At 73.9% G+C, this 23,810-nt stretch carries 18 protein-coding genes; 2 read left to right on the top strand and 16 right to left on the bottom strand.

Going from position 1 to position 23,810, the window contains the following annotated elements; translation table 11 throughout:
- Window positions 1–21: 21 nt before the first annotated feature.
- From HUT16_RS27695 to HUT16_RS27660, 8 genes are all read right to left on the bottom strand, one after another.
- Entirely contained in the window at window positions 22–2,040 is a 2,019-nt protein-coding gene (locus HUT16_RS27695) for a glycoside hydrolase family 32 protein (protein ID WP_176190774.1), read from the bottom strand.
- Window positions 2,041–2,084: 44 nt separating this feature from the next.
- Window positions 2,085–3,101, bottom strand: coding sequence for a glycosyl hydrolase family 32 (locus HUT16_RS27690; RefSeq protein WP_176190773.1), 1,017 nt, complete (start codon window positions 3,099–3,101; stop codon window positions 2,085–2,087).
- A gap of 98 nt (window positions 3,102–3,199) precedes the next feature.
- On the bottom strand, window positions 3,200–4,123 hold the full coding sequence (locus HUT16_RS27685; RefSeq protein ID WP_100840062.1) for a carbohydrate ABC transporter permease: 924 nt from the start codon (window positions 4,121–4,123) through the stop codon (window positions 3,200–3,202).
- Between the two features lie 3 nt (window positions 4,124–4,126).
- Entirely contained in the window at window positions 4,127–5,137 is a 1,011-nt protein-coding gene (locus HUT16_RS27680) for a carbohydrate ABC transporter permease (protein ID WP_217712099.1), read from the bottom strand.
- A gap of 64 nt (window positions 5,138–5,201) precedes the next feature.
- Entirely contained in the window at window positions 5,202–6,476 is a 1,275-nt protein-coding gene (locus tag HUT16_RS27675) for an extracellular solute-binding protein (protein WP_176190772.1), read from the bottom strand.
- Between the two features lie 153 nt (window positions 6,477–6,629).
- On the bottom strand, window positions 6,630–7,667 hold the full coding sequence (locus HUT16_RS27670; RefSeq protein WP_176190771.1) for a LacI family DNA-binding transcriptional regulator: 1,038 nt from the start codon (window positions 7,665–7,667) through the stop codon (window positions 6,630–6,632).
- 700 nt (window positions 7,668–8,367) lie between these two features.
- Complete coding sequence (locus tag HUT16_RS27665; protein ID WP_176190770.1) at window positions 8,368–10,326, bottom strand: sulfatase-like hydrolase/transferase; 1,959 nt, start codon at window positions 10,324–10,326, stop codon at window positions 8,368–8,370.
- A gap of 195 nt (window positions 10,327–10,521) precedes the next feature.
- Window positions 10,522–12,735: an MMPL family transporter gene (locus tag HUT16_RS27660; protein WP_176190769.1), complete on the bottom strand. Its 2,214-nt coding sequence runs from the start codon at window positions 12,733–12,735 to the stop codon at window positions 10,522–10,524.
- A 93-nt stretch (window positions 12,736–12,828) separates the two neighbouring features.
- Here HUT16_RS27660 and HUT16_RS27655 point away from each other — a divergent pair, with 93 nt between their 5' ends.
- Window positions 12,829–13,410, top strand: coding sequence for a TetR/AcrR family transcriptional regulator (locus HUT16_RS27655; protein WP_176190768.1), 582 nt, complete (start codon window positions 12,829–12,831; stop codon window positions 13,408–13,410).
- Window positions 13,411–13,626: 216 nt separating this feature from the next.
- On the opposite strand, the gene HUT16_RS27650 is transcribed toward HUT16_RS27655, so the two are convergent.
- The 7 genes from HUT16_RS27650 to HUT16_RS27620 form a co-directional block, all read right to left on the bottom strand.
- Window positions 13,627–14,457 (bottom strand): aldo/keto reductase, encoded by an 831-nt coding sequence (locus HUT16_RS27650; protein ID WP_176190767.1) that lies wholly within the window; start codon window positions 14,455–14,457, stop codon window positions 13,627–13,629.
- A 202-nt stretch (window positions 14,458–14,659) separates the two neighbouring features.
- Window positions 14,660–15,805: a phosphotransferase enzyme family protein gene (locus tag HUT16_RS27645; protein ID WP_254898012.1), complete on the bottom strand. Its 1,146-nt coding sequence runs from the start codon at window positions 15,803–15,805 to the stop codon at window positions 14,660–14,662.
- Window positions 15,802–16,659 carry an ABC transporter ATP-binding protein gene (locus HUT16_RS27640; RefSeq protein ID WP_176190766.1) on the bottom strand — a complete coding sequence of 286 codons (858 nt, stop codon included), beginning with the start codon at window positions 16,657–16,659 and terminating at the stop codon, window positions 15,802–15,804. The genes HUT16_RS27645 and HUT16_RS27640 overlap by 4 nt, the downstream gene beginning before the upstream one ends.
- Window positions 16,656–17,459 carry an ABC transporter permease gene (locus HUT16_RS27635; protein WP_176190765.1) on the bottom strand — a complete coding sequence of 268 codons (804 nt, stop codon included), beginning with the start codon at window positions 17,457–17,459 and terminating at the stop codon, window positions 16,656–16,658. Before HUT16_RS27635 ends, HUT16_RS27640 begins: the two co-directional genes overlap by 4 nt.
- Window positions 17,459–18,532: an ABC transporter substrate-binding protein gene (locus tag HUT16_RS27630; protein ID WP_254898011.1), complete on the bottom strand. Its 1,074-nt coding sequence runs from the start codon at window positions 18,530–18,532 to the stop codon at window positions 17,459–17,461. The genes HUT16_RS27635 and HUT16_RS27630 overlap by 1 nt, the downstream gene beginning before the upstream one ends.
- 71 nt (window positions 18,533–18,603) lie before the next feature.
- Entirely contained in the window at window positions 18,604–19,533 is a 930-nt protein-coding gene (locus HUT16_RS27625) for an ABC transporter substrate-binding protein (RefSeq protein WP_176190764.1), read from the bottom strand.
- Between the two features lie 738 nt (window positions 19,534–20,271).
- Entirely contained in the window at window positions 20,272–20,979 is a 708-nt protein-coding gene (locus tag HUT16_RS27620) for a GntR family transcriptional regulator (RefSeq protein ID WP_176190763.1), read from the bottom strand.
- 311 nt (window positions 20,980–21,290) lie between these two features.
- Here HUT16_RS27620 and HUT16_RS27615 point away from each other — a divergent pair, with 311 nt between their 5' ends.
- Window positions 21,291–22,274, top strand: coding sequence for a sulfurtransferase (locus HUT16_RS27615; protein ID WP_176190762.1), 984 nt, complete (start codon window positions 21,291–21,293; stop codon window positions 22,272–22,274).
- An 18-nt stretch (window positions 22,275–22,292) separates the two neighbouring features.
- On the opposite strand, the gene HUT16_RS27610 is transcribed toward HUT16_RS27615, so the two are convergent.
- Window positions 22,293–23,771 carry an RICIN domain-containing protein gene (locus tag HUT16_RS27610; protein WP_176190761.1) on the bottom strand — a complete coding sequence of 493 codons (1,479 nt, stop codon included), beginning with the start codon at window positions 23,769–23,771 and terminating at the stop codon, window positions 22,293–22,295.
- Window positions 23,772–23,810 lie beyond the last annotated feature (39 nt).

Raw genomic sequence — 23,810 nt, 5'->3', positions numbered from 1 at the left:
GCCGCCCCGGGCGGTGGTCGGTCAGTCGCTCAGGACGACCTGGTCGACCATCAGATGTCCCCAGGCGCCGGTGGCGTCGTCGAGGACCTGGAGCCGGGCGGTGCGCCCCTGGAGGTCGGTCAGGTCCCAGTCGACGGGTCGCATGGTGCCGCTGTCCGCGCCGGTGGCGGTGCGCACGGGCTGCCCGTCGACCAGCAGGTTGACGCTGGTCGCGCCGGGGGTGCCGAGCGGGTGGTCGCCGCCGGCGAGGAGGAGGTGCAGGTGGTCGCGGTCGACGGTGAAGGCGGGCGAGGTGAGGGTGCCGGTGGCGCTGTCGCGGCCGGCGAAGGTGTCGAGGACGGCGGCGCCCACCGAACCGGGGAGCTGCTCGACGGTCGGGGCGGTGCCCGCCAGGTCGCCGGTGCCGGTCCAGCCGGGGGCGTACGCGCCGCCCTCGAAGTCGGCCAGCGGCCGGGCGGGGCGCTGGGTCAGGTCGTTGTACTCGGTGACGGTGAGGTGGGCGAAGGTGGCGGTGCCGCCGCTGGTGAACAGTTTCAGCCCGTCGTCGGCGGGGTCGGCGAACACCTCGTCGGAGTGGACGTGGCGGCCGTCGTCGACGAAGTACTCGACGCTGGTGCGGTCGACCAGGACCGTCAGGTGGGCCGTGGTCTTCGCCGGGTCCCGGGGGGCGTGGGACTCCAGGTGGGTGCCGTCCGGCGAGGGGTTGCCGGTCTGACCGCGGTTCAGGTAGCTGAAGTCGTGGTAGATCCCGGCGTCGGCGTGCCGGGTGCCGTCGGCGGAGACCCGCAGCTGGACGCCGAGGTTGTCCAGGGCGCTCCAGCTGACGTCGGCGTCCAGCCGGTAGGCGGTGCCGCGGTAGGGCAGGGTGGTGAGGCCGCTGACCTGGACGGTGCCCAGGTCGGTGGTCCTCGCGGCGTGCCGGTCGAGGGCGGGGGCCGGCCGGGAGGCCAGCGCGTAGCCGTCGGCATAGTGCTTGAGGCTGAGCTGCCGGGTGATCGCGTCGGTGCCGTTGAAGCCGTCGGACGCCCAGGTCGGGGTGGTGTACGGGTAGGTCCAGTTGTTGAGCCAGGCGGTGGCGTAGCGGTGGTCGAGCGGGGCGGCCGGGTCCTCCCAGGTGACGCCCGCGTACCAGTCGAAGCCGTGGTCGAGCCACTGCGGGGCGGTGGTGTCGGGGGTGAAGGCGGTGCCGTCGAAGCTGCCGGTCCAGTAGGCGTAGGTGTTGGGGTCACCGGTGAGGTAGCCGTTGGCGCTGGCGCCCAGCACCCAGTGCACGGTGCCGTCGTCGGCCCGCATCCGGAACAGGTCGGGGCACTCCAGGGTGCCCAGACCGGTGTGGGTGGAGTCGGAGGCCCAGGTCCAGGTCTTCAGGTCGGGCGAGGTCCAGAGGCTGATCTTCGTGCCCTCGGCGAGCAGCGCGACCCAGCGGTTCCGGTCGGCGTCCCAGACGAGCTTGGGGTCGCGGAAGTCCCTGCGGCCGCCGTTGGGGAGGACGGGGGTGTCGCCGTAGGGGCGGAAGTTGCGTCCGCCGTCGGTGGAGTACCAGAGGAACTGGGCCTGCGGACCGGAGGCGTCGGCGATCTGGGCGGGGGTGGGGTGGTCCATCTGGGTGACCATCATGACCACCGCGCCGGGGCCGAACCCGGCGGTGTTGCCGGTGTCGACGACGGCGGAGCCGGACCACAGGTCGTAGTTGGCGTTGGTCTTCTTCGGGGCTGCGACGCCCTGGTCGTGGAAGGCCACGCCGTCGGTGCTGGTGGCCTGCCGCCAGGCGGTGCCGATCTGCTGCCCGTAGTCGGCGTTGTAGAGGTAGTAGGAGTGGAACGCACCGTCGAACCAGACCGGTCGCTGCGGGTCGTTCTTCCAGTGGTCGGGGACGGTGAAGTGGTAGACGGACCGGTAGCTGTCCGCCGCCCGGGCCGCCGTGGGGGCGGCCCGGCCGGGGGCGACCACGGCGGCGGCGGTCAGCACCAGCCCGAACAGGGCGGCGAGGCCGAGCCGCAGGGCGCGGCGGGGCCGGTGGAGCGAGGAGCGTGGGGTCATGCTCGACTCCTGGGTGGAGGAGGGGGGATGGGGGCGGCGGGGCGTCAGCGGGCCGGCGGGAGCGGGCCCCGGGCGTGCAGGTCTTCGGCCTCCAGGTCTTCGGCGTCCAGGCCCTCGACGGTCAGCCGGTGTCCGTCCCAGGACACTGGCATCGGATCGCTCACCCCGCCGGCGAAGCCGCCGTCGGGACCGGTGTGGTGGAAGCCCAGCAGCACCCACGCCCCGTCGCGGCGGCGGACCAGTTTGCCGCTGTAGTAGCGGTCGTCGGTGACCTGCTGGGCGGCGTCGATGTCGAACGGGCCGAGCAGGCTCCGGGCGGGGGCGGCCCAGATGCCGCCGCGGGTGCCGGTGGCGCGGCGGCTGTCGGAGGCGTGCTCGGCGAGGCAGGAGAAGAGCAGCAGGGGCTTGCCGTCGACGACCTCGGTCTGGGTGACCTCCAACTGCCCGAAGCCGTGGGCGGTGGGGGCGGAGAGCGGCGGCCGCAGTTCCCAGGTCCGCAGGTCGGCGGAGACGGCGTGGCCGACCACACCGCGTTCGAAGGCCGCTCCGGTGGTGGCGCGGGCGGTGATCAGCATGTGCCAGCCGTCGCCGTCCGGGGCGGGGAACACCCAGGGGTCGCGGAACGCCTCGTCGTGCCATCGGCCGGAGTCGAGGGTCTCGTAGAGGGCCGGGTCGGCGCTCAGTACGGGGTTGGCCTCGGCCTTGTGCCAGGTGGTCAGGTCGGTGGAGGTGGCGTAGCCGATCCGTTGGACGTTCTTGCCCCCGGGGGCGCGGGTGGAGCCGGTGTAAAACAGGAACCAGGTGCCGTCGGGGTGGCGGACCACCGAGCCGGTCCAGGTGGCCAGGTCGTCGAAGGCGGGGGCGTCGGCGCGGACCAGGGCGTCGGGAACGCGGGTCCAGTTCCGCAGGTCGGTGGAGACGGCGTGCCCGATGGAGGCGCGGTAGTGCCGGTCCTCGGGGTCGTGCAGGGCGCGGGAGGCGTACAGGAAGAACAGGTGGTGCTGCTCGCCGTCGTCGGCGAACCAGAAGTCCCAGACCCAGGAGTCGGGCAGCGAGAACATGACGGCCTTTCGGGCAGGCCGCGCGGACCCTCGGCCGCGGCGGGGGGCGGGCGGCGGGGTCGGCGCGGGGTGCGGAGGGAACTGCGGGAGGAGGGCGGTCAGCCCTTGACGCCGCTCGCGGCGACGCTGCTGACGAAGGAGCGCTGGAAGGCGAGGAAGACCACCAGCACCGGCAGGGTGATCATCGACGTGTACGCCATGACCTCGCCCCAGGCCGGGTTGTCCTGGAAGAAGTACTGCATGCCGACCATGACGGGCCGCAGCTTCTCGTCCTGGACCACCATGGTCGGCCACAGGTACTGGTTCCAGGCGGGCAGGAAGGTCAGGATCGCCACGGTGGCGAAGGCCGGTCCGGACAGCGGGACGACGATCCTGCGGTAGATGGTGAACCAGCCGGCGCCGTCGATCCGGGCGGCCTCGTCCAGCGAGGTCGGGATGGTGGAGAAGTACTGGCTGAACAGGAAGATCGAGAAGGCGTTGGCCACGAACGGGATGATCTGCACCTGGTAGCCGTCGAGCCAGCCGGTGTCCCACACCAGGGTGCCGTCCTGGAAGAACAGGATCGGCAGGTGCGCCACCCAGTACACCAGCGGCACTGCGATGGTCTCGAACGGGACGATCAGGGTCGCGATGACGACGCTCGTCACCAGGCCGCGGCCGCGCCAGCGCAGCCGGGACAGGGCGAAGCCCGCCATCGAGTTGACGACCAGTCCCAGGCCGACGATCGCCACCGTCACGAACAGCGAGTTCAGCAGGAACCGGCCCACCGGCACCCGGTCGAAGACGGCACCGTAGTTGTGCAGGCTGACGTCGCCGACCGGGAGGAAGGCCCGCCAGCCGCCGATGTCGGAGAGCAGTTGCCCGTCCGGCTTGAGGCTGGAGACGAACATGAACACCAGCGGGAACAGGAAGAACACCGACAGGCCGACCAGCACCAGGTAGGACCACGCCCGGCGGCGCCGGCGCAGCTGCTGCTCGCTCGTTGCGGTGCGCGCCCGGGGGGCGCGTACGGTCTCGGCCATGGGTCAGTCCTTGTCGCGGGTGAGGTGGCGCTGGATCAGCGCGATGACGAGCACGATCACGAAGAAGACCAGCGACAGGGCCGAGCCGTACCCGATCTGCTGCTGGCGGTAGCCGGTGAGCACCGCGTGGTAGACCAGCGTCGAGGTGGAGTCGACCGGGCCGCCCTGGGTCATCACGTCGATCTGCACGAACAGGCCGAGCGCGGCGATGGTGATGGTGATCAGGACGAAGATCCTGGTCGGGCGCAGGCACGGCCAGGTCACGTCCTTGAACTGGCGCCAGGCACCGGCGCCGTCCATCCGGGCGGCCTCGTAGAGCTCCTCCGGGACGGTCTGCAGGCCGGACAGCCAGATCAGCATGTGGAAACCGACGGCCTGCCAGACGGACAGCACGATGATCGCGAACAGCGCGGTGCTCGGGTTGTTCAGCCAGGCGGTGCCCTGCCAGGCCCCGAAGGTGATCGAGTCGATGAAGGAGTTCACCAGGCCGTTCGGCTGGTACATGAACTTCCACAGGATCGAGACCACGACGATCGAGGTCACGACCGGGATGAAGAAGATCACCCGGAACGCGGTGGCGCCGCGGATCTTCTGGTTGACCAGCAGCGCCAGCAGCAGGCCGAAGCCGGCCTGCACCGGCACCACCACCGCCGCGAAAGCGAAGGTGTTGAACATCGACCGGAAGAAGGTCGGGTCGACGGTGAACGCGCGGACGAAGTTGTCGAGGCCGACGAAGCGCAGCGGCTCCGGGGAGACCAGCCGGGCGTTGGTGAAGGACAGGACGAAGCCCAGCAGCACCGGCACGATCAGGAAGGCCAGCAGCAGCAGGACCGCCGGGGAGGCCATCGCCAGCCCCGCCCTGGCCTCGCTGCGGCGGGCGGCCCCGCGCCGCCCGCCGGAGCGCCCGCCGGAGCGGGCGGGGGTGGCCGCGGGGGCCGGGTCTGCCGCGGGGGCGGGCCGGGGTTCGTCGGGGCCGGGGTCGGCCGGGGTGTCGAGGCGGGAGGTCGCCGTCATGGGGTCACACCTTTCCGGCGGCCGGGCGGCGGCACGCCCCGCCCGGTCGCCGTTCGCCGCTGCGTCAGTTGCCGTAGCCGTTGTTCGACTTGATGTCGCTGTCGATCGCCTGCACGGCGGCGTCCAGCGAGGACTTGACGTCGGCGCCGTTCATGATGTCCTTGGCGGCCTTCTCGAAGCTGGTGGAGACCACCGGGTAGCCGGGGGTGGCGGGCCGGGCCAGCGCGAACTTCTGCGACAGCACGGCGAACTGGCGCAGCTCGCCGTTGGCGCCGAAGTACTTGGAGGCGGCGGTGGCGCCCGCGGTGGCGGGGATGACCACCTGACTGTCGGAGAACGCGGTGAGGTACTTGTCCTGGAAGCTGAACTCCAGGTACTTGCGGGCTCCTTCGGACTGCGTCTTGCCGCAGCCCGTGGAGATTCCCCACTGCCAGGAGCCGCCGCCGATCTTCGGGCCCTTGCCGAAGTCGACCGGGGGGAGGATCAGCAGGTCGGACCCGACCTTCTCGAGTGCGTCCTTGGCGTTCCAGACGCCGGTGTAGCTGAGCGCGACCTTGTCGTCGATGAAGTTCTGGTTCCCGACCGGGCCGTCGCTGTTCGCCCAGCCGTTCTTGAACGCCTTCTGGAACCAGGTGAAGAAGTTCACCGCGTCCGGCCCGTTCAGTACGCCCTGGGCCGACTTCATTCCGGTGCGGTCGATCTCGTCGCCGCCCGCGCTCTGCAGCATCGGCGAGTAGGCGTAGCTCCACCACTCGCCCTTGTCGGCGGCGCCCAGGTCCAGCGGGGTCGAGTAGCCGGAGTCCTTCAGCTTGCCGATCGCGGCGTCGAACTCCGCGAGCGTCCACGGCTGTTCGACGGTGGGGACGCGGATGCCGTTCTTCTCCAGGACCGACTTGCGGGCGAAGATCGACAGTGCAGCGTCCCAGTAGCCCGCCGAGTAGATCTTGCCCCGGTAGGTGCCGACGGCGGTGGGCAGCAGGGAGTCGGTGAGGTTGCTCGGCAGGCCGAGCGGCTGCAGGTAGCCGGCCCACGCCCAGTTGGGCATGATCGGGCCGTCCAGGTCGATCAGGCAGGGCAGCTTGCGGGCGGCGGCGGCCGCGGTGACCGCGTCGTTGTACGAGCCCTGCGGGAAGTTCTGCTGGACGACCTTGTACTCGCTCTGCGAGGCGTTGAAGTCGGCGATGATCTGCTGGTAGACGGCCAGCTCGCCGGGGTTGCCCGCGGAGTGGGTCCACATGGTGACCTCGGTCGGGCCGCCGTCGGAGGAGGCACCGTCGTGGCTGGCCTTGGCACAGCCGGTCAGTGCGACCGTACCGAGCAGGCTTGCCGCTGCTACCATCGCGAGGGGATTGCGCACAGGGGGTCCCTTTCCGGGGGCCGACCGCCAAGTCGGCCCCGAGTGAACGGCAGCGCCAACTGCCGTGTGGTTGCACCAGCCGGACGGCAGCGCCAACTGCCGCGTGCTGGAAGTACTGCGAGGAGTCCGCCGCCGCTACCGGCCAGTCCCCGGGGACGGCGGCGGACCCACGGAGTGTCGGCGGATGACCGGGCATTCCATGCGGTGCGGTTCGACCGGGTCGGCCACCCGTTCCCCGAGCGCCACCTCCATCGCCCAGCGCCCCATCTCGTAGTGCGGCAGGGCGATGGTGGTCAGCGGCGGGTCGAGTTCGGCGGCGATCAGCTGCTGGTCGTCGTAGCCGACCACCGACAGGTCCTCCGGGACGCGCAGGCCCCGGCGGTGGGCTGCGGTGTAGGCACCCATCGCCATCCGGTCGTTGAAGCAGAACAGGGCGGTCGGACGCCGGCCGGCGGGCAGGTCGAGCAGTTCCTCCGCGGCGGCTCTCCCGCCGCCCGCGTCGGTCTCGCCGCGCACGTGCAGCGCCGGGTCGGGGGTGATGCCCGCCTCGGCCAGTACCTGCAGGTAACCCTGCAGGCGGAGCCCGGAGGCCACCACGCCGGCCCCCTCCGGGGCGTCCAGGTAGGCGATCCGTCGGTGCCCGGCGGCCGTCAACTCCCGGGTCGCCGCTACCCCGCCCTCCCGGTCGTCCGGCACCACGGCCGGCCAACTCCCGTGCGCGGGGCGGCAGTCCAGGAAGACGCTGCCCTCGGCGAGGCCCGCCGGGGCGTCCACCACCTGGTGCCACATCCGGGCGTAGACCATCGCGTCGACCCGCTGCCCGGTCAGCGCCTCGACCGCCTGCCGCTCCTGCGCCGGGTCGCCGTCGGTGTCCACCAGCACCACCAGGTGGCCGTGCTCACGGGCCGCGTCGTTGGCGCCCGCCAGCATCCGGCCGGCGAAGGGGGTGGTGGCGATGCTGTCGGAGATCAGGCCGATCATCCGGGTGCGCTGCGTCCGGAGGCTGCGCGCCACCGAGTTGGGCGCGTAGCCGATCGCCTCGGCCGCCTCCCGGACTTTCGCCTGGGTCTGCGCCGAGATCCGGTCGCCCCCCGCGCCGCTGAGCACCATCGACACCGTCGCCGTCGACACGCCCGCCGCCGCGGCGACGTCCGACATCCGCACCCGGGCCATCGCCACCCTCTCCTCCCCGCCTTCGTTTAATCGATTAACCGCCGGGAAGTGAGTATGCAATCGCGCCGATACCCGGTCAAGGGGAAGTTGCGGCAGCGTTACCTCACCGCAACGCGAACCGCACCCCGGAGCCCCTGGACGGTCCGGTGCGGTTCGCCGCCCGCCCCGGCAGGTCCCCTGGCCGTTCCGTCCTGTGCCGTGGCCGTCGGCGCCCTCTCGCCGCGGTCCTTCCACCACGTCCCGGTGATCGGGGGCCCGTGGGGACGCCGCAACCGCCGGTGCGGCGGGTCCACCACCCGCGCGAAAGCCGCACGGGACCGGCACCTCCGTCCCCGAAGCCCTGGACGCCATCAGCGGGCCCGTCCCCCGGTCCGAGGCCCACGGCTGGACGACCGGCTGTCCCGCCGTCGTCCCCTCCCTCCCGCTCACCCGGTGGCGAGCCGCCCGGCCCCGGCCCTGACACCCCCGGGGCAGCGGCGGGGACGCTCGTGCTTCACGGCGCACAAGGTGACGCCGGCGCCCGCCCGCCGCAACGTGGCCGCCTTCACCGCCTGCGGATTCGCATCGGCCTGCGCAGCCTGGTCCGCGTCGGCACGGCAGGCTTCCCGGCCTGCCGCTCCCACCACGGGCAGGCGGTCCGTTCCGTCGGCCCGCCCCGGTGCGGGGGAAGGCACCTCGACGCCGCCGCGCAGGACGCGTTTCAGGCGACCGGCTCGTAGACCCGCGAGGACGGGGTGTACGTGCCGTCCAGGACGAACTTCAGGTAGCGGCCGGCGTTGTGCAGGTACTCGTTCGGGCTGAGCGCGGCGGCCGCCACCGCCGGGTAGGCCGGCCGGGCGGTCTCGGCGTCGATGAACGTGAGGGCGTTGATCGCCTGGAGGCGCACGAACGGGTTCGCGTGCTCACCCAGGGTCTTCGCGAGGAAGGCGACCGCCTCGTCCGTGCGGCGGCCGAGGTTGACCAGGCTCTCGGCCGCGGCGATCCGGACCTGGGGCGAGGAGTCGCGCTGGAGCGTCCTGGCCAGGCGGTCGGCGGCCGGGGCCGCCCGGCGGCCCAGGATCAGCAGGCCCTGCGCTCCCCAGTAGCGGACGGCCTCGTTGCGGTCGTCGAGCGCGCGGACGAGGGCGGACAGGTGGCGGGGGTCGCGTTCGATCGCCCGGCCGGCCAGCTCCAGGACCTGGCGCAGCGGGTAGGCGCCCGGCTTCCGGCTGGCCTCCCACCCCTCCAGCGGGCTGCCCTCCGGGATGAACCCGTTGTCGTTGATCGCGATGATGTGGTCGTCCAGCACTCGGCTCAGCCGGCGCACGGTGTCGGCGTGGCGGGGATCGTCGGCGAGGTCGTGCACCTGGTCGGGGTCGGCGTGCAGGTCGTACAGCTCCTGGTGCGGCTTGGGGTGCCAGAAGCGTTCCTGCTGGGCGTTCAGCCGGCCGGCGAGGTGCTCCCGCTCCCAGGACTGGTAGCCCTTGGCCAGCCAGGCGAACGCCTGCTGCTGTCCCCAGGGCCGGTGCGGCGCGTAGTTGCGCAGGTAGCGGTAGCGGGCGTCGCGCACGGTGCGCACCATGTCGTAGCGCTCGTCCATCCGGTCCCGGCCGCCGAAGGCGTAGGCGGCGGGGCGGGGTCTGCGGACGCCCAGGAAGGGCCGTCCCTGGACGTGGTCGGGTATCGCCACCCCGGCCAGGGCGAGGACGGTGGGCCCGTAGTCGACCGAGGTCACGGCACCCTCCTCCACCGAGCCGGCCGGCCGGGGCGCCAGGTGGGCCCACTTCTCGGGGAACCGCACGATGAGGGCGGTGCGCATCCCCTCCTCGTAGCAGTAGCGCTTGCTGCGGGGCAGCACACCGCCGTTGTCCGAGTAGAAGAAGACGATGGTGTCCTCGGCCAGCCCGGCCGCCTCCAGTTCGGCGAGCTGGGCGGCGATCCGGCCGTCCAGGGTCTCCATCGCGTCGTAGTAGTGGGCGAAGTCGGCGCGGATCTCCGGGGTGTCGGGGAGGTAGGCCGGCAGCCGCACCTCGGACGGTCGGGTGCGCCCGTCCTTCGCGGTGAACAGGCAGGTCTCGTGGGTGGTCATGTCGTTGAACACCGCGAAGAACGGCGCCCCGGCCGGGCGGTCGCGCCAGTGGGCCGTGGTGCTGGACTCGTCCCAGGTGGCGCCCGTGTCGACGACGGTGTTGTAGTCGGTCTTGCTGTTGTTCGTGCAGTAGTAGCCGGCGCGGCGCAGGTACTCGGGGAAGCCCCGGAGGAAGTCCGGCACCTTGCCCAGCGCCCGCATGTGTTCGGCCGGGCCGGCGCTCTGCGGGTGGACGCCGCTGATCAGCGCGAAGCGCGAGGGGGCGCAGACCGGGGCGCTGGAGTAGGAGTGCTCGTAGCGGATGCCCTCGCGGGCCAGCCGGTCCAGCGTGGGGGTGCGGGCGGTGCGGTCGCCGTAGCAACCGAGGAAGGTGAAGTGGTCCTCGGCCACGAGCCACAGGATGTTGGGCCGCTCCGCGCCGGGACGGGAGGCTGGCGCGGTGTCCCGGGCGGGGGCGGCGACGGCGGGTGCCGCCAGGGCGGCCGAGGCGGCGGCGGTTCCGGCGAGGGTGGTGAACCCGCGCCGGGACAGGCCGGCGGGGCGCGGCGAGTCGGCGGGTTCCCGGTCGGGGCGCGGCGAACGCGAAGGCATGGCGGTGCTCCATCGGACGAGGCGGAACGGGGCCGGAGGATGCTCCGGCGGGAGGCGGGGGTCAGTTCGTCCGGGAGCGACAGAGCGCGCTCGACTGCCGCACCAGGTCGACGTGCAGACGCACGACGAGCGGTGGACGGGTGTACGAGGCGCCGGAATTCATGATCACCATCCTGGGGACGCGGTGCGGGGCGGTCAACGGCCGTCCGGCAGGCGGACGGACGTGCTTGCGGTACCGGGGGGCGGCCCGGTCGGAGTCCGGTCGGCGGCCGGCCGGGGCAGGCCGGCGCCCTCGATGTCCACGTCGGGGAGGAGGTGGTCGAGTCGGCGCGGCAGGTACCAGGCGCGGCGGCCGAGCAGGGCCATCGTGGCGGGGACCAGGATCATCCGGACCACGAAGGCGTCGATGAACACGCCGACGGCCAGGGCGAATCCGATCGACTTGATGATCGGGTCGTGGTTGAAGACGAACCCGCCGAAGACGGCGACCATGATCAGGGCGGCGGCGGTGACGACCCGTCCGCTGGCGGCGACGCCGTGGATGACGGCGTCCCGCGCGTCGCGGTTGTGCTGGAAGTGCTCGCGCATGCGGCTGACGAGGAAGACCTCGTAGTCCATGGCGAGGCCGAACAGGACGCCGATCAGCAGGACGGGCAGGAACGCGGTGACGGGTCCGGCGGTGGGGATGCCGAGCAGGCCGTTCAGGTGGCCCTGCTGGAAGACCCAGACGGTGGCGCCGAGGGAAGCGCTGACGGAGAGCAGGAACCCGAGGACGGCCTTGAGCGGGACCGGCACGGACCGGAAGGCGAGGGTCAGCAGGGCCAGCGCGAGGACGACGATGAGGGCGACGAACAGCGGCAGGACGTCGGCGAGCTTGGCGGAGACGTCGATCGCGGCGGCGGTGGAGCCGGCGATGTAGAGGGTGCCGCCGTCGCGGGCGAAGCCCGGCTCAAGGGCGCGCAGCCGGTCCACGAGGTCGCTGGTGGCTTGGTCGTCGGGGCCGCTGGCGGGGACGACGGCGATGGCGGCGAAGGTGGCGTCGGCGTTGGGGACGGGCTGCTCGACGTGGGCCACGCCGGGGACGGCGGCCAACGAGGCGGTCAGCTCGCCGAGGGCGGCCTCGCGGTCGGACGCGGGGATGCGGCTGGTGTCGGCGACCGCGGTGAGGGTGGCGTTGAAGCCGGGGCCGAAGCCCTCGGTGAGCAGGTCGTAGCTCTTGTGCTGGGTGCTGGCGGCGGGTTGGGAGGCGTTGCCGGGCAGGCCCAGGCGCAGGTCCTTGGCGGGCAGGGCGAGGGCGAGCAGCGCGACGACACCGGCGAGGACGACGAGCAGGGGTTTGCGGGTGACGGCGCGGGCCCAGGCGAGGGACCAGGTGTCGTTCGGGGAGGTGCGGGCGCGGGCGCGCGGGCGCAGGCGTTCGCCGAGCAGGCCGAGGAGGGCGGGCAGCAGGGTGACGGCGATCAGGACGGCCAGCAGCACGGTGGCGGCGGCGGCCAGGCCCATCACGGTGAGGAAGGGGATGCCGGTGACGGCGAGCGCGGCGAGCGCGATGATCACGGTCGCGCCGGCGAAGACGACGGCGCTGCCGGCGGTGGCGGTGGCCCGCGCGGCGGACTCCTCGACGTCGGTGCCGGGGTCCTGGAGCTGCTCGCGGTGGCGGGCGATGATGAACAGGGCGTAGTCGATGCCGACGGCGAGGCCGATCATGAGGGCCAGGACGGTGGCGGTGTCGGTCATGTCGACGGCGTTGGCGGCGAGTTGGACGCCCAGGACGCCGATGCCGACGCCGACCAGGGCGGTCAGCAGCGGCAGCCCGGCGGCGACCAGGGAGCCCAGGGCGACGGCGAGGACGGCGAAGGCGATGACGACGCCGATGATTTCGGCCGGTCCGCCCACCTCGGTGTCCGGCTCCATGGCGGAGCCGCCGTACTCCACCCGCAGACCGGCGTCGCGGGCGGCGGCCATGGCGGCGGTGAGGGCCTTCGTGGACGTCTCGGGAACCTGCTGGGCGGCTTCGCGGAACTGGACGTCGGCGAAGGCGATCCGGTGGTCGGCGGACACCGTCCGCGCCTCGAAGGGATCGGCGACGTAGACGACTCCGGGGACGTGCGCGGCCTCGCCGAGGCTCCGGCCGAGCGCGGCCCTGGCGGCTCCGGTGTCCAGGGTCGCGCCCTCCGGCGCCGCGACCACGATCCGCACGGTGCCGCCCGACGCCTCGGGCATCTTCTCCTCCAGCAGGTCCTGGGCCCGCTGCGACTCGATGCCCGGGACCGGGAACTCCTTGCTCACCGGCCCGGCCATGGCCAGGCCCAGGCCGCCCACGACGGCGAGCACGACGAGCCATCCGGCGACCACCGCGCCGCGGCGGCGCACCGCCCAGCGGCCCCACGCGTACAGCACCGATGCCATGTCGTCCTCGCTCTCGAATGACCCGCAGATTTTTACACCCTAAGGTAATTTTGCAGTCGACTGCAAAATTACTGTCCGATATAGGCTCTGCGCATGGCTGACGGCGCGAGGGAGCGGGGCAAGGCCCGGCGGAGAGAGGCGATCCTGCGGGCGGCGTACGAGCTGTTCGCGGAGCGCGGGTTCGACGCGACGACGGTCGCGGACGTCGCCGGGCTGGCGGAGGTCTCCCCCCGCACGGTGACGCTGTACTTCCCGACCAAGCTCGACCTGGCGACCTCGTACCTGGAGGAGTTCACCGACCGACTGAGCCGGTCGCTGGCCGAGCGCGCCGAGGGCGTCACCACCCTCGGCGCGCTGGAGGCGTGGCTGCGCGAGGACGTGGCCGCCAGCGGCGAGCTGGACGCGCTGTGGGAGCGGATGATCGACCGGAACCCGCAGCTGAAGGCGATCGCCAACAGTCGGATCACCGAGGCCGTCCAGGAGGGCGCGCGGATCTTCGCGGCGGAACGCGGCGCCGATCCGGACTCGTTCGCGCCGCGCATGGTGGCCGCCGCCGCGGCCGCCGTGATCGCCGAGGTCTACCTCGACCCGAGCGAGGCGGCCGTCGCGGGCGCCGTCGCGTTCCTGGGCGGCGGAATCGCGGCCCTGTCGGACGCCGCGCACGCCGGGGGATGACCGGCTCCCGAACCGGCCTTCCCGGCGCGCACGGCCGGTAGTCCGGCCTGCGGCGCATCGACCCCGAGCCGTACGAGGCCGCCGACCTCGACGGCGGCTCCACGGTGGTCTTCTTCGCCTTCCCCCGCACCCCCACCCGCGGCATGGCCGCCGGAGCCGTCGAGCAGAGCGCTCCGGAGCGTCGCCGGAACTGCTCCGGAACTGCTCCGTCCGGGGTCAGAACTCCTCGTGGGAGTCGGGGTCGCCGCCCAGCCGCTCGTGCGGCCGGTCGGCGATCCGGGCCATCTCCTCTGCGGTCAGCTCGAAGCCGAAGAGGTCCAGATTGGCGCGCTGGCGCCCGGGGTCCGCGGACTTGGGGATCGGGGTGGCGTCGAGCTGGGTGTGCCAGCGCAGCACGGCCTGCGCGGGGGTCACGCCGTGCGCCCGGGCCACCGCGCCGACAGCGGGGTCGTCGAGCAGCGCCGAGCCGCGGCCGAGCGGGCTCCAGCTCTCGGTGCGGATGCCCAACTCCGCGTGGACGGCCCGCAGTTCGTCCTGCGGCAGCAGCGGGTGCAGCTCGACCTGGTTGACCGACGGCAGGACGCCGGTCTCCCGGTGCAGGCGCTCCAGGTGCTCGGCGGTGAAGTTGGAGACGCCGATCGAGCGGACCAGGCCGTCGTCCCGGAGTTTGATCATCGCCCGCCAGGAGTCCACGTACCTGTCCACCCGGGGCAGCGGCCAGTGGATGAGGTAGAGGTCCACGTACTCCAGGCCGAGCCGGCGCCGGGACTCCTCGAACGACGCCAGCGTCTCCTGGTAGCCGTGGTGGCGTCCGGGCAGCTTGGTCGTCACCACCACGTCCGGCCGGGGCACGCCGGAGCGGGCCAGGCCGCGCCCGACACCGGTCTCGTTGCCGTAGTTCACGGCGGTGTCGACCAGCCGGTAGCCGGTCTCCAGCGCGCCGGCGACGGCCCGCTCGGCCGCCTCGTCGTCCAGCGGGTAGGTGCCCAGGCCCACCCCGGGAAGCTTCGTACCGTCGTTCAGCGCGTGCACGGGGGCACTGGTCACGAGTCCACTCCTTGTCGGTCGTCCCTCGCCGCCGGCCCACGGGGCGGGGCGGGCGGGCGCGGTGTCCCCCTTCGCGTACCCGTGGCGGCGACCCGTCGAAGCCCGGTTTCACCCGACTGAGCGAGTTTGGACGTGCGCGACGGCCTGCCCGGGTCCGGACCCGCGCGAGGCCCCGCGCGAGTCCGGGCCGGGCGCCCGGGCCTCAGGCACCCCAGCGCTCGTGCAGGTGCTCCAGCACCGCGCGGCCTCGGGAGGTGGTGAACCAGGCGGTGTGGTCCGTGTAGTAGGCGCGGGCCAGGGCGGTGTTGACGGCCGAGCGGGTGACCCCGTGGAAGTAGTCCATCTCCGTCAGCGCGTACTCGGCGTTCACCAGCGGGAGGACCAGCGGCAGCGCGCGGGCCTCGGCCGCGGCGAGCGGGCGCACGCCGGTGTACCCGGTCAACAGGGCGTCCAGGTGGTCGAGGTGGACCGGGATGTCGGGGCCGAGGGGCAGGTCGAGCCAGCCGAAGACGTTGCGCTCCAGGGCGAGCGCGAGGTCGTGCACGGCGGTGGTGCGGTCGGCCAGGCCCACGTCCAGCACCGTCGCGACGCGGGCCCGCTCGGTACCGCCGTCCGCCGGGCAGTGCCACAGCAGGTTGGAGGCGTGCCAGTCGTTGTGCGTCCACAACGGCTCCAACTCGCCCAGCAGCGGCGCCAGTCGGGCGTGGAACGGCAGGTGCAGCCGCTCGGTGTCCGCACGCACCGGGGTCCGGTCGAGGGCCTCGGCGAGCGCGGGCCGGGCCGCCGCGTAGCGCTCCAGCGCGGCCAGCGGGTCGCGGTCGGCGAAGATGCTCCACGAGGAGACCAGCGGTTGCACGGACCGGGCCGGCGCCCGGTGCCCCGCCGCCGCGAGGTGGAAGCGGGCCAGCGCGGCACCGGCCTGCCGGGCGTGCGCCGCCGAGGCGAACGGCGTCCACGACAGGGCGTCGCGGTAGAGGTCGGTACCCGCCCCGGGGGCGTGCGCCTCGTAGGTCCACTCGCCCAGGGCGTGCGCGCCGAGGACCTCGACCACCGGGGCGCCGTGCGCCCGCAGGTGGTGCAGGAAGGCGTGCTCCTCCGCCAGCCCCCGGAGGGAGCGGACGCTCGCGTGGTGGCGTTTGAGGAAGACCTCCCGTCCGCCGTGCGCGACCAGCGCCGCCGCCGACAGCGGGCGCGGGCTGCGCCAGCGCACCCGGGTGCGGCCGGGCCCGCACAGCGCGTCCAGCACCTCCGCGGCCTCGGGGTCGGTCAGCGGCGCCCAGTCCGGCTCCACCCGTTCGTAGCCCATGCCGTGCGCGACGGGCCCGGTGCCCGGGCCGGACGCGTTCACCGGGCCCCGCCGGCGGTCGGCGGGCGCAGGGCGCGCAGGACGCGTTCCTCCAGCGCGGCGGCCGACGCCGGGTCGAGCGCCTGCGGGTGGCGTCCGGAGCCGTCCTCCGCGGGCCGGGGGACCTCGATCCGGTCGACCACCCGCGCCGGGCGCGGCGACATGACGTGCACCGTGTCGGCGAGCAGGAGCGCCTCCCGGATGTCGTGGGTGACCAGGACGACCGTCCAGCCGTAGTGCCGCCACATCCGCAGCAGCCACCGCTGCATGTCCGCGCGGGTGAGCGAGTCCAGGGCGCCGAAGGGCTCGTCGAGCAGCAGCAGCGGGCGGCCGAGGACCACCGTGCGCAGCAGCGCGGCGCGCTGGCGCATGCCGCCGCTGAGCGCGCTCGGGTAGGCGTGCTGGAAGCCGTCCAGGCCGAACGCCTCGAACAGTTCCGCCGCCCGGGCGCGGGCCTGCCGGCGGGGCACTCCCTCGGCCTCCAGGCCCAGGGCGGTGTTGGCGAGGACGGTGCGCCACGGGAAGAGCAGGTCCTTCTGCGGCATGTAGGCGACCCGTCCGGAGCGGGTGCGCGGCGGCTCGCCGTCGACCAGGATCTCTCCGGCGGTGGGCCGCTCCAGCCCGGAGACCAGGTTGAACAGGGTGCTCTTGCCGGCGCCGCTCGGACCGATCACGGCGGCGAACTCGCCCGGCCGGACGTCCAGGTCGAGCCCGTCCAGCACCCGGAGGTCACCGTAGGACTTGACCGCGGACCGCACCCGCAGGCGCGGGGGCACGGCGTCGCCGCCGGCGGGGGCGGGCACCGGCGTGGCGGACCGCGCGGCGGCGGACGACACGGCGGGGGGCGGGGCGCTCATGCGCGGTCCTCCTCGGTGGTACGGCGCTCCCAGGGCAGGACGAGCCGCTGGAGCAGGTGGGTCGCCCCGAACAGGGCCACGGACAGCACGGCCGTCACGGCGACCGCCGCGAGGACCAGGTCGGTGCGGAAGGCGCTCTTCTGGGCCTGCATGTAGATGCCCAGCCCGGACACGGCGCCCGCGTACTCCGCGAACACCGCCCCGACCACGGCGTACGTGATGCTCACCCGCAGGCCGGTGAAGAAGTACGGCATGGCGCTGGGCACCCGCACCAGCCGGAACGCCGTCCACCGGCCGGCCCCCAGCGAGCGCAGCAGCCGCATCGCCTCCCGGTCGGCGGAGGCGAAGCCGGCCGCGAGGTTGGCGGTGAGCGGGAAGAACGTGACGAGGGTGACCACCAGCATCTTCGGGAAGAGCCCGAACCCGAACCAGATGATCAGCAGCGGTGCGACGGCGACGATCGGGATCGTCTGGGAGGCGACCAGCAACGGGTACAGTCCGCGCCGCGCGGCGGCGGAGAAGTCCAGCGCGACCGCCACCAGCCAGGCCGCGGCGAACGACAGCCCGAAGCCGGCCGCGGTCTCCTGGAGGGTGGGCAGGGTGTTGTCCCACAGCGCCTGCCGGTTCTCCCAGCCCTGGGTGAGCACCCGCCAGGGGCCGGGCAGGGTCGTCGGGTCGACGTGCGCCGAGGACGTCCATGCCTGCCACCCCGCCAGGAGGACGCCCAGCACCAGCGCCGGCGGCCATCCCGCCGCCAGGGCCCGCCGGAGCGCGCCCGGCCGGGTACCGGTGGCGGCCATCACCGCTCCGGCAGGTAGTCGTCGGTGAAGTACGCGGAGGCGTCGGGCGCCTCGGTGAGCCGGTGGCCGTCGGCGTCGGAGAGCAGCCCGGCCCCGAACTCGAAGTCGGCGAAGGCCTGCCAGCGTTCGGCGCTCTGCACGCCGATCCTGCCGTCGGCGTCGCGGTAGTACTCGGCGGCGAGCAGCTTCTCGCTCTCGTCGACCAGTCTGGTGTTGGTGAGCACGCCCTTGTTCGCCGCGACCAGTTCCTTCGCGGCCTCGGCCGGGTGGTCGGCGGCGTAGGTGTAGCCGCGCTGGACGGCGGAGAGGAACGCGCGGGCCACGTCCCCGTGGCTCTTCAGGTAGCCGTCGGAGGAGGCGATCAGGGTGGAGTAGATCGCCGGGAAGCCGTGGTCGGAGAGCTGGAAGTCCTTCAGCGGTTTGCCGTCGAGCTTCGCCTCCAGGCCCTCCCAGGTCGGCATCGGCATCGCGAAGTCGGCCTGGTGCGCGTAGAGCGCGGCGTACGCGGAGGTGTTGAGCGTGACGTTCTCGAACTCGCCCTTGCCGCCGGCCTCCCGGATGACGCTCCTGAGCAGCGCCGCCTCGTAGGGGGCGCCGAACCCGGCGTACGTCTTGCCGTCGAGGTCCTTGGGGGAGGTGATGTCGTCCCGGTCGGCGCGCACCGAGATGGTGACGTCGGTCTTCTGGGTGACGGCGTAGACGGAGACGATGTCCTGCCCGGCCGCGCGGGCGGTGGTGACGCCCTCCTGGTAGGAGACGCCGAAGTCGGCCTTGTGGTTGGCGATGAGCGTTTCGGGCGCGGTGGAGCCGTAGGGCACGATCTCCAGGTCGATACCGGCTTCCTTGAACCAGCCCTGCCGCTGGGCCACGTAGATGCCCGTGTGGTTGGTGTTGGGCGTCCAGTCGAGGGCCAGGGTGACTCTGGTGAGCTTGCCGGCGGCACCCGTGGACGCCGCTCCGGAGGAACCCGGGGAGCACGCGCTCACGCCGATCAGGGCGGCGGTCAGGGCGAGGGCGGGGGCCAGGCGCCGGACGGAGCCGGCGCGGCCGGCGGCCGGGGAGGGGGTGGGCACGGGGGTGTCTCGTCTCTGGTGGGCGGGCCGGCCGTGGGGCGGCCCGGGAGGTCGTTCGGGGACGGTCGGTGTCAGACCAGGGCCGCGGGCGCGGCGGGGACGAGCCCCGGCAGGTAGGCGTCCTGCCAGTTGTCGGCGGTGGGTACCGCCCCGTGCTCGGCCAGCCAGTGCGCGTAGGGGCCGGTGCGGTCCGGGTCGACGACGCCCCAGCGGCCCTCCGCGTCGGTCCAGGTGGGCGCCACCAGGGCCAGGGAGCGGGCGATCAGCGGGCGGGGGAAGTAGGGGATGACCCGTTCCAGGAGCCGCAGCGTCGCCGGCTGGTCGGCGGCGGCGGCGAGGTAGCCGCGGGCCGTGGCGGCGAGGAACCGGACGACGAGGTCGCGGTCGGCGTCCACCAGTTCCTGCCGGGTGCCGAGCCAGTAGCTGTGGTAGGCGGGGGCGCCGATCTCGTCGACCGGCCAGGTGACGCGGCGCTCCTCGGGCAGGTCGCCGCGCAGGGCGTCCCACGACCAGTAGTTGCCGAACGTGGCGTCGGCCTCGCCGGCCTCGATGTCGTCCACGGTCAGCTCGCGGTAGCCCGCGTCCACCAGCACCACCGCGTCCGGGTCCCCGCCGTCCGCCGCCACCAGGTGGCGGATCATGGCCGCGCCGCGCGGTGTCGGGTTGCACGCGACCCGGCGGCCGGCCAGGTCGCGGGGACGGCTGATCCCGCGACCGGTGACGCTCTGCACCGCTTCCAGGGCCCGGTGGTTGACGGCGGCGACCCCGACCAGCGGCTGGCCCGCCGCCCGCCGGGCGAACAGCCGGTTCGGCGGGAACACCCCGAACTCGGCGCGCCCGGTGGCCAGGTGCTCCAGGGTGTCGCCGACTCCCGGGTCCTGGACGACGAGGTCGACCTCCAGGCCGGCCTCGGCGTACCAGCCGCGCTCGCGGGCCAGGTACAGGCCGGCCGTGTTCGGCCAGGGGTGGAAGTAGTCGAGCATCACGCGTATGCGGGTCACGGGGGGCTCCGAGAAGGGCGGGAGGGGGAGGGGGGGGGGGGGCCGGGCGCGTTCGGCCACTGCGAGGACGCGGCCCGGGTGCGGTGGTCGGCGGGGCGGGCACGGCCGACGGCGTCGAACGTCGGGGCGGCGGCCCGCTCTCGTGCCCGTTCCCCGTCCGGTCGCGGCACCGGGCTTCGGGCACGGGGGTCGGGTACGGGGTTCGGGCGGTGTCACGCCGTCCGGTCGGCGGTGCGGCGGTGCACCCTGTCGGCGGTGCGGCGCGTCAGGCCGTGCGGCCGGTGCCGGGCCGGCGCGGGCCGGACGGGTGGGTCCGGCGGGGCGCGGCCGGGAGCGGGATGGTGCTCACGGGGCTCCGGTGGGACGGCCGGGCGGGGGCCGGGCGGCGTTCGGGGCGACGACGGCCGGGCCCCGGCGCGGCGGCCGGCGGGGGGCGGTCGGGTCCGCGGGGCGCGTCCGCCCCGGCACCGGGGCCCGCGCGGGGCGGTCAGTGCCGGACGGGACGCCCGCGGCCGGGGTGGTGGGCCGGCGCCGGACAGCGGGAGCTCCCGCAGCGGCCGTTGTCGACGTGGCGCCGCGAGGTGAGCGCGGGCGGGGCGGGGCGGGCGGGGCGCACGTGCTCCTCCTCTCGTGACGGCGGCGGCGGTTCGGTGCCGCGTGGTGCGGACGCCCTGGTGGGCGGTGGTGCGGGACGGGTGGTGCGGGGCGGGGAAGGACCCCGGGCGGTGCGGGGGCCGGTCAGGGGGCCGGGGCGGAGCCCTCGACCATGGTCCTGATCCGCTGTTCGAGGCTGCGCTGGAGGTGCCCCCGGGTGGCCGCGCGGGCGGTGTCGGCGTCGTGCTCGGCGATCGCGCGCAGGATCTCGTCGTGTTCGGCGTGCAGGGCGTCCACGCCGCCGAACGGCGAGGGGGGGCCGCTGTCGTAGATGCGCAGCCGCGCGGTCAGCTTCACCAGCAGTTCGATCATGGTGGCGTTGTGTCCGGCCTGCCACAGCGCTTCGTGGAAGCGGAAGTTGGCCTCCCGGACCACCTGTTCGTCCTGTGAGCCGCGGATCAGCTCGTGCTGGTACCGCAGCCGGGCCAGGTCCAGGTCGGTGCGGTGCAGCGCGGCGGCCGCGGCGGCCTCCGACTCCAGGGCGATCCGGGCCGCGTAGATCTCCAGCACGTCCTCCGGGGTGCCCGAGCGCACCCGGTACCCGCGTGCGGCGCGCTCCAGCATCCCGTCGTGCTCCAGCAGGTTCAGCGCCTCCCGCACGGGGGTCCGGGAGGTGCCGTACGCCGTGGCCAGCGCGGTCTCCAGCAGGGTCGCGCCCCGGGGGAAGCGCCCCTCCAGGACGTCCTGCCGCAGCCGCCAGTACAGCTCCGAACCGCCCTGCTCGGCACCGGGAGCGCCGCTCTCGGGCACGGCCGACGACGGGTCGTCGGTGGGGGGCTTACGTGGCGCCATGGGGACCTCGCGGGGGTACGGGGAAGCCGGGACGGTGTCGCTCGCGTCGGGCGGGAGCGGTCCGCGCACGGCGTGACGCACCGGGCGGCGGCAGGTGTCCCGCCTCGGTGACGTCGTCACGGTATCAGATGGACACACGTGGATACGCGTGTATACGTGCGTCGACGCAGAGCGGCGGGGATGAGTACGATGAGTCCCGCCGTGGACGCGGTCCGAGCAGCAGGTGCGCCGACCGGCGCGTCCCGGACCCCCACCGGCCTCCCGCCGCAGCCGCCGTGACGGCCCCCGCAGACTCCCGGAGGTTCTCCCGCATGACCGATGACCACCCCGCCGGCCCACCCGCCGGCCGGGACGCGATCCTGCTCTCCCCGCACGCCCTGGCCGCCCTGCTCGACCGCGCCGACGTCCTGGTCCTGGACGTGAGCGTCCGCCTGGAGCCGCCCGCGCACGACGGCGACTACCGGTCCGCGTCCGGGGCGGCCGACTGGGCGCGCGCCCACGTCCCGGGCTCCCGGCACGTCGACCTGCGCCGCCGCTTCGCCGACCCGGCGGCCCGCCACCACTTCGCCCGCCCCGGACGTGACGCCGTCCGGGCCGAACTGGCCGCGCTGGGCGCCGGGCCCGACAGCCTGGTGGTCGTCTACGACCAGGGCGCCCTCCAGTGGGCGAGCCGCCTGTGGTGGACCCTGCGGGACGCCGGAGTGGCCGCCCTGGTGCTGGACGGAGGGCTGCCCGCCTGGCGGGCGGCCGGCCTCCCGGTCGCCACCGCGCCCGCGCCCGGCGCCGCCGCCGGTGCGCACCGGCGGGGCGGTCAACCCGCCCGCTCCTCCGGGGAGTTCGAGGCCGCCCGGGCGGGCGACCGGGAACGCGCCACACTCTGGGCCGACCGCCGCGACGTCCGCGCGCTGAGCGAGGGCCGAGCCGCGGGCACCCTGGTCTGCGCCCTCGGCACCGGGCAGTTCGAGGGCACCGACCCCACCCGGTACACCCGCCGGGGCCGCATCCCCGGCAGCGTCGGCCTGCCCGCCCACCCCGTCCTGGCCGCCGACGGAACGGTGCGCCCCACCGCCGAACTCGCCTCCTACACGGCCGGCTTGCCGTCCGCGCCGGAGGGGCCGGTGGTGGTCTACTGCGGCGGCGGCATCTCCGCCACCCTGCTCGCCCTCGCCCTGGTCCTCACCGGCCGCGACGACGTGCGCGTCTACGACGGCTCCCTGGAGGAGTGGACCGCGGACCCGGACCTCCCCGTACTGACCGGGCCGGCCGGACGCACCCCGCCCGCGGCGGCCGGCTGAGACCGCGACCGGCCCGGTTCAGGTCGCCTGCAGGTGGAACTGCTGGTTGGCGCTGTCGGCGCCGCAGGTCCACTGGATGAGCTTCGCGCCGTCGGCGGTGGAGACGTCGTAGACGTCCAGGCACATGCCGGAATGACCGGCGACGAGGCGCGTGTAGCCACCGCCCGCGTCCGTGAGCCGCCACTTCTGCTCGGCGCGGGCGCTGTCGCAGGTCGCCTGCACGATGCCCGCGCCGGCCTGCTGGGAGGCCCCGGACACCGCCAGGCACAGCGAGCTGTGGCGCGCGACGAGCTGGACGGAGCCGTCCCCGGCGGGGCGGGCCCAGAAGCGCTGGTTGTTCTCGCCCGAGCAGGGCCACTGGATCGCCGGTCCCCCGGGGCTCTGCGCGTTGTCGGACACGTCGACGCACTTGCCGGAGTGCCGGGCGCTCAGGGTCTGGTAGGGGCCGCCGGTGGCGGTGACCGTCCCGGCCGCCGCGTCGATGGTGAGTTCCGGGGCCCAGTCCATGGCGAGGGTGCGGGAGTCCGGGAAGGACAGGGGCAGCCACACGTACCGGGAGTCGTTCACCGACCCGCCGATGGAGTTCCCCCAGCGGTCGCCCAGGTACAGGTAGGAGGTGCCGGCCGTGCCCTGGAGCGGGAGCACGTAGGCGGTCTGCGAGCCGTACGCGGTGGAGTCGCCGACGTTCCGCATCGCGCTCCACCCGCCGGCCAGGCCGGTGGAGGTGGCGTACTGCTGCTGGTTGGGCCACCAGCCGGTGGCGTCCGAGGTGAGCAGGAAGTACACGCCGCCGCGCTTGAACAGGGCGGGGGCCTCCCGGCGGCCGCCCGGCCAGGGGTTGGCCACCAGGGCCGTCACCGTCGTGTAGTCGGCGCTCAGCCGGTAGATCTGGAGGTCCGCGTTGTCCCGGGCGGCGGAGACCAGGTAGCCGGCCCCGTCGTCGTCGACGAACACCGTCAGGTCGCGCGACATCTGGCCCAGCGGCCGGAAGCTGCCCTGCCACCGGTAGTCACCGTCGACGGTGCTGGAGACGGCCACGGCGGCCCGCGCCTCGTCGTAGTCGGTGGCGTTCTCCTTGTGCATCCACATCACGAACGTCCCGGTGGCCCGGTTGTACACGACCTTGGGGCGCTCGATGTTCGCCGACTGGAGCTCCGGCGAGGAGGACTGGGTGAGGACGTTGCGGCGGAACTCCCAGGTGCGCAGGTCTGCGGAACGGTAGACCGACACGTACCGGAAGGCGTTGCTGCCCCCCTCCTGCCGGTTCTCGCCGAACCAGTAGTAGAAGTCGTCGACCTTGATGACGCCGCCGCCGTGCGCGTGCACCGGCTGGCCGTCCGGGGTCGTGAACCGGGTGCCGCTGAGGACGGCCACCGGCGCGGCGTGCGCCCGGGGTGCCGCCGCGAGGAGTGCGGCGCACAGGCACAGGACCGTCAGTACCGATGCCAGGAGGCGGGTGCCGTCTCCCCCGCGCGGGGCCGCCTTGACGAGGGACATGGCCGTTCTCCGTTTCCGAGTGGGGGTGTGGACCCGGTA

This window comes from Kitasatospora sp. NA04385, assembly GCF_013364235.1.
Lineage (GTDB): Bacteria > Actinomycetota > Actinomycetes > Streptomycetales > Streptomycetaceae > Kitasatospora.
The sequence above is the reverse complement of the archived record's forward strand: the minus strand, read 5'-3'. Positions and strand labels throughout refer to the sequence as shown.

What these genes read in the sequence shown, in the direction of transcription:
- HUT16_RS27695 (WP_176190774.1), bottom strand. Translation starts at nt 2,040, where the DNA reads ATGACCCCACGCTCCTCGCTCCACCGGCCCCGCCGCGCCCTGCGGCTC.
- HUT16_RS27690 (WP_176190773.1), bottom strand. Translation starts at nt 3,101, where the DNA reads ATGTTCTCGCTGCCCGACTCCTGGGTCTGGGACTTCTGGTTCGCCGAC.
- HUT16_RS27685 (WP_100840062.1), bottom strand. Translation starts at nt 4,123, where the DNA reads ATGGCCGAGACCGTACGCGCCCCCCGGGCGCGCACCGCAACGAGCGAG.
- HUT16_RS27680 (WP_217712099.1), bottom strand. Translation starts at nt 5,137, where the DNA reads ATGACGGCGACCTCCCGCCTCGACACCCCGGCCGACCCCGGCCCCGAC.
- HUT16_RS27675 (WP_176190772.1), bottom strand. Translation starts at nt 6,476, where the DNA reads ATGGTAGCAGCGGCAAGCCTGCTCGGTACGGTCGCACTGACCGGCTGT.
- HUT16_RS27670 (WP_176190771.1), bottom strand. Translation starts at nt 7,667, where the DNA reads ATGGCCCGGGTGCGGATGTCGGACGTCGCCGCGGCGGCGGGCGTGTCG.
- HUT16_RS27665 (WP_176190770.1), bottom strand. Translation starts at nt 10,326, where the DNA reads ATGCCTTCGCGTTCGCCGCGCCCCGACCGGGAACCCGCCGACTCGCCG.
- HUT16_RS27660 (WP_176190769.1), bottom strand. Translation starts at nt 12,735, where the DNA reads ATGGCATCGGTGCTGTACGCGTGGGGCCGCTGGGCGGTGCGCCGCCGC.
- HUT16_RS27655 (WP_176190768.1), top strand. Translation starts at nt 12,829, where the DNA reads ATGGCTGACGGCGCGAGGGAGCGGGGCAAGGCCCGGCGGAGAGAGGCG.
- HUT16_RS27640 (WP_176190766.1), bottom strand. Translation starts at nt 16,659, where the DNA reads ATGAGCGCCCCGCCCCCCGCCGTGTCGTCCGCCGCCGCGCGGTCCGCC.
- HUT16_RS27635 (WP_176190765.1), bottom strand. Translation starts at nt 17,459, where the DNA reads ATGGCCGCCACCGGTACCCGGCCGGGCGCGCTCCGGCGGGCCCTGGCG.
- HUT16_RS27620 (WP_176190763.1), bottom strand. Translation starts at nt 20,979, where the DNA reads ATGGCGCCACGTAAGCCCCCCACCGACGACCCGTCGTCGGCCGTGCCC.
- HUT16_RS27615 (WP_176190762.1), top strand. Translation starts at nt 21,291, where the DNA reads ATGACCGATGACCACCCCGCCGGCCCACCCGCCGGCCGGGACGCGATC.
- HUT16_RS27610 (WP_176190761.1), bottom strand. Translation starts at nt 23,771, where the DNA reads ATGTCCCTCGTCAAGGCGGCCCCGCGCGGGGGAGACGGCACCCGCCTC.